At 47.6% G+C, this 13959-nt stretch carries 12 protein-coding genes, 1 pseudogene and 1 other annotated feature; of the genes and pseudogenes, 1 reads left to right on the top strand and 12 read right to left on the bottom strand.

The genetic code is table 11. From position 1 onward, the window contains the following. Window position 1: 1 nt before the first annotated feature. The 7 genes from GCU39_RS03425 to lspA all read right to left on the bottom strand — a co-directional run bounded on the left by GCU39_RS03425 (window position 2) and on the right by lspA (window position 7360). Window positions 2-1132 carry a carbamoyl phosphate synthase small subunit gene (locus tag GCU39_RS03425; RefSeq protein ID WP_152392225.1) on the bottom strand — a complete coding sequence of 377 codons (1131 nt, stop codon included), beginning with the start codon at window positions 1130-1132 and terminating at the stop codon, window positions 2-4. 102 nt (window positions 1133-1234) lie between these two features. Next, complete coding sequence (locus GCU39_RS03420; RefSeq protein WP_152392224.1) at window positions 1235-2515, bottom strand: dihydroorotase; 1281 nt, start codon at window positions 2513-2515, stop codon at window positions 1235-1237. Between the two features lie 22 nt (window positions 2516-2537). Beyond that, a complete protein-coding gene (locus tag GCU39_RS03415) occupies window positions 2538-3449 on the bottom strand; it encodes an aspartate carbamoyltransferase catalytic subunit (protein ID WP_152392223.1) in 912 nt (303 codons plus the stop codon). Next, window positions 3446-4024, bottom strand: a complete 579-nt coding sequence (pyrR, locus tag GCU39_RS03410; RefSeq protein ID WP_152392222.1) for a bifunctional pyr operon transcriptional regulator/uracil phosphoribosyltransferase PyrR — start codon at window positions 4022-4024, stop codon at window positions 3446-3448. Before pyrR ends, GCU39_RS03415 begins: the two co-directional genes overlap by 4 nt. Before the next feature lie 509 nt (window positions 4025-4533). After that, the gene (locus GCU39_RS03405) at window positions 4534-5787 is read right to left on the bottom strand and encodes an LL-diaminopimelate aminotransferase (RefSeq protein ID WP_152392221.1); all 1254 of its coding nucleotides are present in this window, start codon (window positions 5785-5787) and stop codon (window positions 4534-4536) included. 125 nt (window positions 5788-5912) lie between these two features. Beyond that, complete coding sequence (locus tag GCU39_RS03400; protein WP_152392220.1) at window positions 5913-6860, bottom strand: RluA family pseudouridine synthase; 948 nt, start codon at window positions 6858-6860, stop codon at window positions 5913-5915. Next, window positions 6857-7360, bottom strand: a complete 504-nt coding sequence (lspA, locus tag GCU39_RS03395) for a signal peptidase II (RefSeq protein WP_321575619.1) — start codon at window positions 7358-7360, stop codon at window positions 6857-6859. Before lspA ends, GCU39_RS03400 begins: the two co-directional genes overlap by 4 nt. 201 nt (window positions 7361-7561) lie before the next feature. On the opposite strand from lspA, the pseudogene GCU39_RS03390 reads away from it, so the two are divergent. After that, window positions 7562-8306: pseudogene (locus tag GCU39_RS03390) on the top strand (TraR/DksA C4-type zinc finger protein). Window positions 8307-8332: 26 nt separating this feature from the next. Here the strand turns inward: GCU39_RS03390 and GCU39_RS03385 are convergent. The 5 genes from GCU39_RS03385 to GCU39_RS03365 form a co-directional block, all read right to left on the bottom strand. Next, window positions 8333-8608: a DUF5665 domain-containing protein gene (locus GCU39_RS03385; protein WP_227793596.1), complete on the bottom strand. Its 276-nt coding sequence runs from the start codon at window positions 8606-8608 to the stop codon at window positions 8333-8335. A gap of 187 nt (window positions 8609-8795) precedes the next feature. Continuing rightward, window positions 8796-11891 (bottom strand): isoleucine--tRNA ligase, encoded by a 3096-nt coding sequence (ileS, locus tag GCU39_RS03380; RefSeq protein ID WP_152392217.1) that lies wholly within the window; start codon window positions 11889-11891, stop codon window positions 8796-8798. Between the two features lie 63 nt (window positions 11892-11954). Beyond that, window positions 11955-12233: a binding site (T-box leader), on the bottom strand. A gap of 76 nt (window positions 12234-12309) precedes the next feature. Then, window positions 12310-12825 carry a DivIVA domain-containing protein gene (locus GCU39_RS03375; protein WP_152392216.1) on the bottom strand — a complete coding sequence of 172 codons (516 nt, stop codon included), beginning with the start codon at window positions 12823-12825 and terminating at the stop codon, window positions 12310-12312. An 86-nt stretch (window positions 12826-12911) separates the two neighbouring features. Further along, the gene (locus GCU39_RS03370; protein WP_152392215.1) at window positions 12912-13691 is read right to left on the bottom strand and encodes a YlmH family RNA-binding protein; all 780 of its coding nucleotides are present in this window, start codon (window positions 13689-13691) and stop codon (window positions 12912-12914) included. Window positions 13692-13698: 7 nt separating this feature from the next. Beyond that, on the bottom strand, window positions 13699-13944 hold the full coding sequence (locus GCU39_RS03365) for a YggT family protein (protein WP_152392214.1): 246 nt from the start codon (window positions 13942-13944) through the stop codon (window positions 13699-13701). Window positions 13945-13959 lie beyond the last annotated feature (15 nt).

Below are 13959 nucleotides of genomic sequence, written 5' to 3'. Positions count from 1 at the left end.
ATTATAGATCTCCTTTCATGGCAGCGACGATTTCAGCTTGACGAGGCGCCTTTGGATTTGCAGCTTTATGATCGCGAATCATCTCGATGAACTGATCGAATAAGTAGCTGTTATCGTAAGGTCCTGGCGCAGCTTCTGGATGGTATTGCACCGTAAATGCTGGGTATTTCTTATGTTTGAGTCCTTCAATGGACTTATCGTTGTTATTAATGTGCGTAACTTCAAGCTCTGTGCCGATAATGGAATCTTCGAGCACCGTATAGCCGTGGTTCTGGGATGTAATGAAGCAGCGGTTCGAAGCTAATTCTTTAACCGGATGGTTCCCACCGCGGTGACCAAATTTCAGACGTGTCGTATCCGCGCCGCAAGCAAGAGCGAACAATTGATGGCCTAGGCAGATTCCGAAAATCGGATATTCACCAAGCAATTCTTTCAGCGTTGCAACCGCATGCGGTACATCTTTCGGGTCCCCAGGGCCGTTCGACAATTGAATGCCGTCTGGATTCAATCTGCGAATCTCTTCCGCTGTTGTATCGTGAGGCACAACAACCACATCACAGCCGCGCTTCGTTAATTCGCGCAAGATTCCGCTCTTCGCGCCGTAGTCGATGAGAACGATGCGCTCGCCGTCGCCAGGGCTGCTGAAGGAACCTTTCGTCGATGTACGTGCAACCTGATCACACATGATCTCAGACACACCGAGCATTTCCTTCAACTCTTCCACAGGCATATTGCCTGTTGTCAGAATACCCTTCATCGTTCCGTGGTTACGAAGGATCCGTGTTAACATGCGAGTATCGATCTCGCTAATCCCTACAATGCCGTATTCTTTCAATAATGAATCTAATGTATATTGTGCACGCCAGTTACTCGGTACTGGTTCATGACGACGCACGACAAAGCCGTGGATATAAGGACGGATGGATTCGAAATCATCACGCGTAATCCCGTAGTTACCGATCAATGGATGCGTCATGGTAACGATTTGACCACAGTAGGATGGGTCCGAGATAACTTCTTGGTACCCTGTAATCCCTGTATTAAATACGACCTCACCTGTCGACTGTCCTTCAGCACCAAATGCTTTTCCAGTAAACAATGTGCCGTCTTCTAACAACAATCTTGCTTGCATTCGTAACACACCCTTCGAGTAAAATAAACCTAACGTGATAATTATACTTTATTTTGCATAGTTATGCATAGCCACAACCGAGCTTTATTTGTGAAAAATTTATTATTCCGCTGACCACACGAGCTTGCCATCGACGATTGTTGCGACAGGCCAGCCTTTTAATTGCCAATCTGTGAATGGTGTATTGCGGCCTTTCGATAAGAATGTCTCTGGATTTACGGCTTGCTCGGACTCTAAATCTACGATTGTGATGTCTGCAAGTGCTCCAACTTCTAGCTTACCAGTCTCAAGCCCGAATACTCTTGCTGGATCCGCCGTCATCCGTCTGACTAGGAAATCTAGCGTCCATTTGCCTGTAGCTACGAATTTCGTATAGAGCAATGGGAAGGCTGTCTCGAATCCTACGATACCGAATGGTGCGAGCTGCATCCCTTTGGCTTTTTCTTCTTGGCTATGTGGTGCATGATCCGTAACGACCATGTCGATTGTTCCATCTTCAAGCGCTTCGATACAAGCTTGTACATCACGTGGTGAACGAAGCGGCGGGTTCATTTTCCAGTTCGCATCAAGCCCAGGAATATCTTCTTCCGATAACAAGAGGTGATGCGGGCATACCTCAGCAGTTACCTTGACACCGAACTGCTTCGCTTGACGAATCAAGCGGATGGATTGCTCTGTGCTAACGTGGCAGACATGATAATGTACGCCTGTCGCTTCGGCTAGTAAACAATCGCGGCCTACATGGATCGCTTCGGACTCGTTCGGAATGCCTTTCAATCCGTGCTTCGTCGCAAACGTCCCTTCATTAACTGCTGCACCAACGACCAGGGACTCATCTTCGCAGTGTGCAATAACCGGTATATTCATCGATGCAGCCAATGTCATCGCGTCTTTCATCATTTGTGCGTTCTGTACGCCCACACCATCATCGGTAAAGCCGATCGCACCCGCTTCTTTGAGCGCTGCGAAGTCTGTTAACTCGCGGCCTAACTCATTTTTCGTAATCGCTGCATAAGGTAGTACACGAACGATGCCTTCTGTTGCTGCTTTGTCCAACACCAATTGGATGGTCTCTGGCGTATCGATCACTGGACGTGTATTCGGCATACAAGCGATGGTCGTGTAACCGCCTTTCGCAGCGGAACGTGTTCCTGTTGCAATCGTCTCTTTATGTTCAAAGCCTGGTTCTCTTAAGTGAACATGCATGTCGATGAATCCTGGAGCAACGAGCTTGCCCGCCGCATCAATCACTTCACCGCTCAATTCAACTTCGGATCCTGCATCTATGATTCCAGTTACCCGGTTATCTTCTATTGTAATCGTCTTAAGTTCTAGTTCCCCTGCTGCATTCAATACGTTCGCGTTCTTAATTACCAATCCCATCTGTCAACCGTCCCTTCAGCTTCTATTTAAATGCCCGTTCCATAACCGCCATGCGAATCGGTACACCGTTCGCCATCTGCGGGAAGATCCGTGAAGTCTCGCATTCTACAAGTTCATCATCAATTTCAACGTTACGATTAACCGGTGCTGGGTGCATAATGATCGCATGCTGTTTCATGCGACCCGCGCGCTCGACCGTCAATCCGTATTGTTCACGGTAGTCATCCGCGAACTTCATCATGCGATTCGTGTGACGTTCGAGTTGTACGCGAAGCATCATGACGACGTCTGCTTGCAACGCTTCTTCCATCGTGACGTAAGACGCGTGCTCTGCAAGCTCAGGCGCTTGCATGCTCTCAGGTGCGCAGAAGCTGACATTTGCTCCAAACTTCTGAAGAGCCCATAGATTCGAACGCGCAACACGGCTGTGTTGAATGTCGCCGATGATCGATACATTCAAGCCTTGCAAGCTGCCAAATTGCTTACGCATGGTGTACAAGTCAAGGAGTGCTTGAGTCGGATGCTCGTTGTTGCCATCCCCTGCGTTGATGAGTGGAATGTTCAATTTCGCTGCCAGCTGCGGGAGTACACCGATCGGCTTCAAGCGGATAACGCCGGCATCGATCCCCATCGACTCTAACGTCCGTACGGTGTCATAGATGGATTCGCCTTTCTCCATGCTCGACGCCGCTGCCGCGAAGTTCAGCACTTGTGCGCCGAGGCGCTTCTCAGCCATTTCGAACGAAAACCGTGTTCTTGTGCTATTCTCGAAAAACATGTTTGCTACAAAGCGATCTTTCAACACAGGGTTCAATTTGTTAGGTTGAGCTTCCCAGTAGGCAGCCCGGTCTAGAATGGATTCAATCTCAGTCTTGCTCAAATCATATAATCCCAACAAACTGCGTTCTCTAATGCTCGATGCTGTCAATGTCATTCGAATGACCCCCTATGTTGAATGATCGATACTTGATCTAATCCGTCATATTCTTGCAGTGAAACGCTGATTTCTTCCATTTTGGATGTTGGCACGTTCTTGCCGACGAAGTCCGCTCGAATCGGAAGTTCGCGGTGACCGCGATCTGCGAGTACAGCGAGTTGAATCGATTGCGGTCTTCCTTTATCCATAATCGAATCCATCGCGGCGCGAATCGTGCGTCCCGTGTAGAGTACATCATCGAACAGAATAATTTTCTTGTTATGAATCGGAAATGCTTGCGGAGGTTCTTGGAATTTTGACTCGCTCGTCTTCTCGTTCGCCTCACCATGTTCATTCAGTAGATCGTCGCGATAAGAAGTCACGTCCAGTTCACCAATCGAGATTGTCGTACCTTCGATCTCACTGATCCGTTCGGCAATTCTTCTTGCAAGGAATACTCCCCGCGTCCGAATTCCAACTAGCACACAATTCTCAATGCCTTTGTTCTTCTCCAGAATCTCATGGGCGATCCGGGTCAATGCCCGTCTGATTGCTGTCTCATCCATAATGACTATTTGCTCTGCATTCGTCATTTCGCTGCCTCCTTTGTTCGCATAGCACCCTAAAATAACCCCACGATGACGCAAAAAAACTCCTTGCCCGAAAGCAAGGAGTTGTCGTTAGTTCTTCTCATATAGAAGCATGCCCCACCGACCCGTCTGTTCATACGCGGAACAGGACGGATAATTCAGCAGAATCATCCTTCTTAGACGTTTACCTTGCCAGCCTCACGGGACTGAATTAAAGGTGCTATTAAGTTCATAAAGGATTATCCCACGTTATGATTCACTTGTCAACATGGATGCCGAAAAAACATATTTTGATCACGAAGTCAGTCATGTAGCGATTTCGACATCGAACCTTGCGTTCACCTCATGTAGGTTTTGCCTACACTCCGTGTCCTCTAAAAGTTTTTCGTAGAAAAACTCTCTTCGTAAGCATTACACTTCGGCTTCTCGCAATCTAAACTTATACTTACGAAGCAAGTTTTCTTCGAAAACTCTTAGGTGCTGAAAAGCTGATTTTTCACCTTTTATCTCAATCAAAACTCAAATTCCACATCCGTTAAGCGGCGCTTAATCTCTTCGATAACACGCTTCTCGTCCTCGATACCGTTCGCGATGAACGTTACCGAAAAACGCACGAAATGCCCAGCATCCGTCCAAGGCACCGTAGAGATCAGCTTCTCACGGATCAGGTATTGAGAGAAATCTTCCGCCGTCTCGAATTGCTGTCCACCTTTAATACCTTTAGGCATCTCCACATACAAGAAGAAAGAACCCTTCGGTTTGCTCGCAGTAAACCCGATCTCATTCAATGCAGCAACGAGCAGATCGTGACGTCGGGAATATTTCGCAGCAATCTCTTCAGTCAACTGCGGGTTATCCAGTCCATAAGCCGCTGCTTTTTGAATCGCGATAAATTGACCGGAATCATTATTATCCTTCACATCACTGAATGCTTTCACGATCAACGGATTACCAGCTACAAAGCCAATCCGCCATCCCGTCATATTGTATGATTTCGAGAGGGAGTGAAGCTCCACACCGACATCCTTCGCCCCTGGCACAGACAAGAAGCTCAGCGGCTTCAAGCCATCATAGGTCAACGCTGCATAAGGCGCGTCATGTACGACTACGACATCATGTTTCTTGGCCCATTCCACGACTTCCGTGAAGAATTCGACCGTAGCGCTTGCGCCTGTCGGGTTGTTCGGATAGTTCAAGTACAAGAGCTTCGCACGGCGAGCAATCTCTTCAGGGATCTCATTCAAATTCGGTAGAAAGTTATTCTCTTTCAACAATGGTACAGTATAGACTTCACCGCCCAAATATTTCGTATGTGTTCCAAGAATCGGATACCCTGGTACCGTCATGATCGTGATATCACCTGGGTTAATGAAGCACGATGGCAGCATGGCAAGCGCAGGTTTCGACCCGATGGAATGTACGATGTCCGTCTCTGGATGAATGCCTTCCACTTGGAAGACATTTTTCAGATAACGAGCTGCCGCTTCTTTGAACTCAGCAATCCCATTATCAGCATAACCACGGTTCTCAGGCTTCGCGGCTTCTTCTGCAAGCTTCGCTACAATCCCTGCCGGCGCCATCTCGTCCGGCTCACCTACGCCCATATCAATGAGTTCAACGTCTGGAAAAGCTTTTCTCGCCGCTGCCTTGGCACGTTTAATTTTCTCGAATTTATAGATTGCCGTATCTTTCCCATAGTTCTCACCGCCGATGCGGTTCGCGAAGCTCTTCTGGATATACGTTGCTTGATATTGTTCAATTGTCATAATGATTACCTCTCCTTTTAACAGAAAAAACTACTATCTCATCATCAACCTTACTCTTGACTAATAATGAAGAAAATCCATCCCAAAAGGAATGGATTTTTCATCTGAACATTTGTACTATCCTGTTAACGTGTACGGAGGCGATCTAGCAAATGCTCCATATCTGCAGGGATCGGCGCATCAAATTCCAAGTATTTCTGCGTCTTTGGATGCACGAACCCAAGAACTGCGGCATGCAGCGCCTGTCCATCCATTTGCATTCCTTTGCTTCGGCCATACATCGGATCTCCGACAAGCGGGTGACCGATGAATTTCATATGAACCCGGATTTGATGGGTACGGCCCGTCTCCAGCTTCAATTCCACCATGGTATAATCCCCGAACCGTTCCAACACGAGAAAATGTGTCACCGCGTGTTTGCTATTCTTATCGGTTACCGTGTACATTTTCCGATCTCCTGCATCCCGTCCAATCGGTGCGTCGATCGTACCATGATCATGCGCAATATTCCCATGCACGATCGCAATATATTTCCGTGTCACGGAATGGTCTTTCAGCTGGGCAGCTAACGAAGCATGGGCCTGATCGTTCTTCGCAGCCATTAGCAGACCTGATGTATCTTTATCGATGCGATGCACAATCCCGGGACGCAGCTCGCCGTTAATTCCAGATAGATCCTTGCAGTGATACATGAGCGCATTCACGACCGTTCCCGATGGATGTCCCGGCGCTGGATGAACTACCATACCGCGAGGCTTATTGATCACGATCACATCATGATCCTCATAAGCGATATCAAGCGGAATATTCTCAGGCTCAATATCCACCGTTGCCACCTCCGGAATCGTCAACGTAATTCGATCTCCTTCGGCAAGCTTATAATTCGATTTCACCACCCGACCATTCACGAGCGCATGTCCATCTTGAATCCAGAGTTGGATCTGAGAACGGGACACGTTATCTTCGATCGATTCGGTAATATACTTATCAATACGTTCCTTATGGAATTCAGCGGTAACCGTCCATTCCTGAACATCAGCCTCTGAACTTAATTGATCTTGCTGTTCATTCATTGTTGTTCCTCACTTTGTACCGGAAGTTCTTTCTCTTTATCTTTGCTTAAGAATAAGGAATCGATCAAGACGAGGATAACCCCGATCACGATACCTGAGTCAGCAATATTGAAGATTGGGAAGGAATAACTTCCGAAATTGAATAATAAGAAGTCTACGACTTCCCCGTGCAACGCTCGATCCCAGAAGTTGCCGATTGCGCCCCCGAGGATCATCCCTAGACCTGTTAGAAGTGCAACACTGCCCGTTTTACGCATATGCCGCATATACCAGATGATCGCACAGACGACAACAATGGTGATGACCAGGAAGAACCAGCGCTGCTCTTGCATTATCCCGAATGCCGCTCCACGGTTCCGGTGTGATGTAATGAGGAAGAAGTTCCCGATCACACTAATCTCTTCCCCAATCGTTAATTTCGTCGCAATGATCCATTTCGTTACTTGGTCTAGAATAAGCACAATAAGTCCGATGAGAAAATAAATCACTATGTAAGTCACCCCGATCTGATCTATAGACGATGAGCGCCACCTTGACCTGGCTTCCCATGTCCTCCGTTATTGTAGCATAGCCGAAAAGTACTCGTCCAATATCCAGCACAATAATTACCGCCGTTAAAAATCCCGCTCCGCGCACACCCTAATCTCATCATAACTTAGCTGATCAAGGATCACTTTCCGACGAAGGAGCTGGTATATCCCATGCCACAGAAATCGCACTTATCTTCTTCCCAATACAGATCGCTTCAACAAGCGCTTCGCAGTATGAAAAAGGATCTTGAACAACGTCTTGACCAGAGCAGTCGACTCGGATTAGGAGAGTCTATGCGAGACAATACAGGTGAGCTGTCCACCAACGATAACCATCCTGGGGATCTTGGTACCGAAATGTACGAACGTGGTAAGGACGTTGCACTGCTCGAAAATGAAGAACGACGGTTAGATCGCGTCAATACGGCGCTTGAGCAAATGGAACAAGGCGATTATGGTATTTGTCATGAATGTGGTAAACCAATCCCGTTCGAACGGCTCAAGGCAATTCCTTATACCCTCTATTGTGTCCAGCATTCGCCTGAACAAGTCCTATCCGAGAATCGTCCGATCGAAGAGCAGTTCCTCAATCCGCCGTTCGGGCCGAACAAGCCTTGACGACCAAGAAGATCAGAATGGCTTTGATGGCGAAGATGCGTGGCAGATCGTAGAGAGCTGGGGATCCTCGAACTCGCCAGCGATGGCGGATGGCAACAATATTGAAGACTATGATGAAATGGCCATTGAAGCATCCGATGAACTGGATGGATTCGTCGAATCGTATGAGAGCTTCATCGCAACCGATATTTTCGGTCAAAATGTATCTATTGTTCGCAACAAGCAGTATCACAAATATCTTGAAGAACATGAAGGGGAACCCTTATTAGAGCCAGATATCGTCGCGACCGAGGATTAGTTCGAGCAGATCCGTAATTCGACACGTTAATATGTTTTTCCTTCGAGCTGCCGCTGTACGACACGCACCAAGTCAGCAATATAATCTCCAACAATCGGCAGATTCAACAGGTTCAACCACTGTAGTACGTACACGATCGTAGCGGCGAAGACGGTAAAACCGATTGCGATCCCAACACCTCTCGCGATCCCTGAGAGAATGTTAAGCCAAATCATTCGCCACGGCTTGAGCAGCAGCTCTGTATATTCCGCAATACGCGCCTGCTCCATGCTCTTCGCGATGCCTTCAATTTGTATATGCATTTTATCAAGGATTTTCTCCAATTGATTTAACTCTTTCTCTTCGTTCTGGATACGTGACAACCGTCTCACCCTCCATTGATGAAATAAAAAAAACGAGCTCAAGCGCTAGCAGAAATGTTCTTCAATCGCTAACTTGAGCTCGCTTTGTTTCATGCTTGCTACTTCATTATGCCCGGAATCCAGGCAATTATTTCTCGATGTGAATGCCTATAGTTTTCTCGCCAAGTTCCACGTTCTCCATACCGCTAACTTCCCCGAATTGAACATCTTCCACGAGGACATTCTCACGAAGCACATGCTCGAAAGCCGTAATGGCAGCTTGAAGCTCCTCATCCACATGCAGCGTAAGATTTACACGCTTCTCAATTGGCAGATCAAGCTTCTTACGTGTATCTTGGATTGCACGAACAACTTCACGTACCCAGCCTTCTTGTTCCAGTGCAGGTGTAATGTCTGTATTCAGTGCCACCGTAATCTGATAACCCGAAGCGGATGCGAAGCCTTCTTTGGCCTGCTTCTCGATGAGCAGCTCTTCACTAGTAATGTCAAGCGTCTCACCCTCAGCTGTAACAAATGCTAATGTGCCCTGTTCAACAATGACACGTGCGGCTGCTGCGTCTAATCCTTTCAAATGGCCTTGGATAGCCCCGACGTTCTTACCATACTTCTTACCTGCGACTTTCAAGTTCAGCTTCAAGTTGAAGTCAACGAACCCATTGTCGCTTGTCTCAATACGGATTTCTTTAACGTTGATCTCATCCTTAATGATGGCTTCGTAACCTGCAAGATCAAATGCACGATCCATCGATACAATCAATTCGGACAATGGCTGACGTGTCTTAATGCTTGTCTCGTTACGAACGTTACGCGCAAGTTCGACGATCTGACGCGCTGTCTCCATGTCTTGCTCCAACTGCGCATCGATCAAGGCTGGATTTGCCTTTGGATATTCAGCCAAATGCACGCTCTCCTCAGATCCGCCCAGGTTGCCGTATACTTCTTCCGCAATGAACGGCGCATACGGTGCGATGAGCAAGGAGAGATTCAAGAGAACATTGCGAAGTGTCTGATACGCCGAGATTTTATCTTCTGTCATCTCGCTGCCCCAGAAACGGTCACGCGAACGACGAATGTACCAGTTACTCATTTCATCGACGAAAGTCTCAATCGCTTTTGCAGGATTCAAGAAGTCATTCACTTCAAGCCCTTTGCTGACCTGCAGCATTAAGCTGTTCAGACGGGACAAGATCCAGCGATCAAGCTTATTCTGTGATGGACGCTCTGGATACGCCGCCGGATCGTATTGATCAATATTCGCATAGAGCGATAAGAAGGCGTGCGTATTCACGATGGTATCGATCACTTTGGACTTCGCTTCCGCAACGATCTGCTTCGAGAAGCGCTTCGTGTTCCAAGGAGCACTATCGGATAATAATGCCCAACGGAATGCGTCTGTCCCGAACTCATTGATGATATCCCATGGGTCGATGACGTTCCCTTTACTCTTCGACATCTTCTGACCATTCTCATCGAGAATATGTCCTGTGGAGATAACCGCTTTATAAGGTGCTTTGCCGTTGTACAACGTCGATACGGCCAGCAAGCTGTAGAACCAACCGCGAGTCTGGTCTACCCCTTCACAGATCATATCCGCAGGATATTGCTCTTCGAATTCTTGCTCATTCTCAAATGGATGATGATGCTGCGCGAACGGCATCGATCCACTATCGAACCATACGTCGATCACTTCGGACGTCCGTTCCATTACGCCGCCTTCACAATGCGGGCAGTGCAGTTTCACTTCGTCCACGTAAGGCTTATGCAGCTCAAGGTCCTCGCTGATCGGGGATACCGATTTCGCGCGCAGATCCGCGTGGCTGTTCGGTGAGTATTCACCGTGACAGGAATTACATACCCATACGTTCAGCGGCGTACCCCAATAACGATTCCGGCTGATGTTCCAATCCACGAGATCTTCGAGGAATTTGCCGAAACGACCTTCACGAATGTGACCAGGGTACCAGTCCACGCCATTGTTGTTTGCGATTAACTGATCTTTGACCGCTGTCGTCTCGATGAACCAGCTCTCCATCGCATAGTAGAGGAGCGGCGATTTACAGCGCCAGCAGAATGGATAGCTATGCTCATACTTCTCTTTGGAGTAGAGCAACCCGCGTTCAGACAACATTTTCACAATGTCGATATCGCAGTCTTTTACGAAACGTCCAGCAAAATCAGTCACTTCATCCGTATAACGGCCAGCGGCATTCACCACATTCAGCATGCTGATCTTGTTCTGACGGGATACACGGTAGTCGTCTTCCCCGTGGGCTGGCGCGATATGAACGATCCCCGTACCGCTTGTGTCGCTTACGAAATCGCCTGCAATCACGAAATGACCGTTCTCGACCGATACGTAAGGCATTGGCGGGTTATATTTCAGGCCAACTAGATCCGATCCTAGCACGGTCGCTACGATCACGTATTCACCTTTGATCGCTTTCTCCACGAGGTTCTTCGCCACGATCAATACTTCGCCATCCTGCTTCACTTTGACATATTCCATGGCTGGGTTCACAGCAAGAGCAACGTTCGAAGGCAATGTCCAAGGTGTTGTCGTCCACGCTAGAATTGCTTCATCAGCATCCTTCAAGCGGAATTTCACCGTTGCCGATAGATCCTTCACGTCCTCGTACCCTTGCGCTACTTCATGGGAGCTTAGCGTCGTCTGACAGCAAGGGCAATAAGGACTTACGCGATGACCGCGATACAATAGACCTTTCTTATGAATCGTGGATAAGATGTTCCATACGCTCTCAATGTAGTTGTTCTCCAGCGTAATGTATGGATTATCAAGGTCAGTCCAATAAGCGATCGCTTCGGTCAACTCACGCCATTGCTTCTCATATTCGAAGACACTCGCTTTACATTTCTTCACGAACTCTTCCACGCCGTAATTCTCGATCTCTTGCTTCCCGGAGATGCCTAACTGCTTCTCAACACCAAGCTCAACCGGTAGTCCGTGTGTATCCCAACCTGCTTTACGAACGACACGGTAGCCGGACATTGTCTTATAGCGGCCGATAAAATCCTTAATAACGCGTCCTAACACGTGACCGATATGCGGTTTACCATTCGCTGTCGGCGGTCCTTCATAGAATACAAAGTTCGGCTTACCCGAACCGCTCTCCATCGATTTCTTAAATGTTTGTTCTTCGTTCCACTTCCCAAGTACACGCAGCTCGCGTGCGCGGGCTTTTTCTTTGACGTCAATTTTACGCATGGCTTACAACCCTTTCTTCATAGCTAATATATGGTGAAAAAAACACCAAAAAACCTCATCCCTAAAAGGGACGAGGTTCGCTCGCGTTACCACCCTTGTTCCGTCTGAGCACTGAGAAACAGCATGCATCAGAACGGCACCTTCGTCATGTTATGTCCGGGTCTATCCGGATCACAGCACGTTCCTGTTAACGGTGGAAAGACCGGCTCAGCTTACTTCAATACGCGGTTCAGCTTCGCTTCTCCGGGATGATCTTCCGTCATTCCTGTCCATTGGCTTGCACCAACCGCCAACTCTCTGATGAACCTGGATCTGACCTACTGTTCCCATCAACGAACTTACATGTATAAAATAATATTACAAGATAATATATCCTCTTTGCTTCGAAAAGTCAAACCCATTCCGCGAGGAATACCTCTTAATAGACCTCATTCGCCTCCCGCTCACGCTCAACAAGGAGATTATCTTGGTTCCGGTTCTCTAACGCTTCCCACCCATCTTGGCTTAAGAGTTCAAGCTGAGCTTCCACGAGCGTACGGAAACGTGCACGGTAGATCGATGCTTGCTTCTTCAATTCTTCGACTTCCAGTGCGATCCGACGTGATTTCACTAAGGATTCATTCACAATGCGATCCGCATTCTTCTCTGCTTCCTTCAGAATCAGCTGAGCTTCCTTCTTCGCATTATGCTTCACTTCATCCGCCGCTTCCTGTGCGACGATGATCGTCTTGCTTAATGTTTCTTCGATGTTCGCAAAGTGGTCCAATTTCTCTTGCAGGGAGAAAATTTGGTTCTGCAGGTCTTTATTCTCACGAATAATGGACTCATAGTCCTTAATGACTTGGTCAAGGAATTCATTCACTTCATCTTCGTCATATCCGCGCAGTCTGCGGCCAAACTCTTTGTTATGTATATCTAACGGGGTTAACGGCATCCTCTCTGCACCTCCTATAAAGTCAACAAACCTTGTTTCTATTGCCTATTCATTTCGACAAGAACTCTAAAATTCCTGCAATCGCTCTACACGAATTTCCCGATTTTCACACGATTCCTGCCTTTTTTCGTTACGCCATCGATCTCAAGAACTTTAAAGCGACCTAAGCCTTTCATAGAAACAACGTCCCCGACTTTAAGCGGCTTCGACGGATCTTCTTCCACCTTCCAATTTATACGACAACGCCCCGCCTTGATTGGCAATACGATCTTCGTGCGGCTTATGCGGAAGACGTCGCTCGCTATCCCGTCTAGACGAAAAGAAGCCACCGTCAAGTTCATCTCCTCCAGCTGCGAGACGTTTGTCTGCAAACGCTCGATCGGAAGAATATCTGTCTGAACTTGAATCCGGTGTACTTGACGAAGTTGTATATTGATATAATTACTAATCTCCTCTTCAACTATACAATGACAGCCTGTCTCGAGCACATGAATGTCACCAATCTTATCCCGCTTCATGCCAAGCCCTAGAATCGAGCCCATATAGTCGCCATGATCGAGTTCAATGAACTTCTGATCAGGAGATGTAACCGAGAGGACGACGAGCCCCATCTTCTCGCTCTCCAAATGCCGATAATCCGGAGCGATGAAGGCACGGCGTCTCTCTGCTTCGGGGTATCCCCCATCGAATCGCACAGCAACATCCGGATGCCGATTCACGAGCGTCTGGACAATGAATGCTTGTCTCGGATCTAGGAAATCGGTTAGCTTGGCCTCATGATATTCTCCGGCGTTGGTAACCCACTCCATCGCCCGATCCACAAAAGGCCGCTCATCCGGATGAAAATGATTGAATAAATCGCTCATACGCGAATCACCCTGGGATTATGAAATGCACGACTGCAATGATACCCTGGATTACGAATTGCAGAACGAACAACGCAACAATCGGCGAAATGTCTAACATACCTCCAATTGGCGGAATAATTTTACGAAACGGACTCAAATACGGCTCGACCAGCTTCGCAAGCAAATTCCCAACAAAACTCTCGCGCGCATTCGGCACCCAAGAGAGAAGCACATACACGATAATCATGTATAGATAAATCTGTCCAAGCATGGAAATGTAATAATC

Origin of the sequence: Paenibacillus guangzhouensis, from assembly GCF_009363075.1 — a bacterium.
Lineage (GTDB): Bacteria > Bacillota > Bacilli > Paenibacillales > Paenibacillaceae > Paenibacillus_K > Paenibacillus_K guangzhouensis.
This window is presented reverse-complemented; position numbering and strand designations above follow the sequence as displayed.

Coding starts and splice junctions, on each gene's coding strand:
- GCU39_RS03425 (WP_152392225.1), bottom strand. CDS start 1,132: ATGCAAGCAAGATTGTTGTTAGAAGACGGCACATTGTTTACTGGAAAA.
- GCU39_RS03420 (WP_152392224.1), bottom strand. CDS start 2,515: ATGGGATTGGTAATTAAGAACGCGAACGTATTGAATGCAGCAGGGGAA.
- GCU39_RS03415 (WP_152392223.1), bottom strand. CDS start 3,449: ATGACATTGACAGCATCGAGCATTAGAGAACGCAGTTTGTTGGGATTA.
- pyrR (WP_152392222.1), bottom strand. CDS start 4,024: ATGACGAATGCAGAGCAAATAGTCATTATGGATGAGACAGCAATCAGA.
- GCU39_RS03405 (WP_152392221.1), bottom strand. CDS start 5,787: ATGACAATTGAACAATATCAAGCAACGTATATCCAGAAGAGCTTCGCG.
- GCU39_RS03400 (WP_152392220.1), bottom strand. CDS start 6,860: ATGAATGAACAGCAAGATCAATTAAGTTCAGAGGCTGATGTTCAGGAA.
- GCU39_RS03385 (WP_227793596.1), bottom strand. CDS start 8,608: ATGCATATACAAATTGAAGGCATCGCGAAGAGCATGGAGCAGGCGCGT.
- ileS (WP_152392217.1), bottom strand. CDS start 11,891: ATGCGTAAAATTGACGTCAAAGAAAAAGCCCGCGCACGCGAGCTGCGT.
- GCU39_RS03375 (WP_152392216.1), bottom strand. CDS start 12,825: ATGCCGTTAACCCCGTTAGATATACATAACAAAGAGTTTGGCCGCAGA.
- GCU39_RS03370 (WP_152392215.1), bottom strand. CDS start 13,691: ATGAGCGATTTATTCAATCATTTTCATCCGGATGAGCGGCCTTTTGTG.
- GCU39_RS03365 (WP_152392214.1), bottom strand. CDS start 13,944: ATGCTTGGACAGATTTATCTATACATGATTATCGTGTATGTGCTTCTC.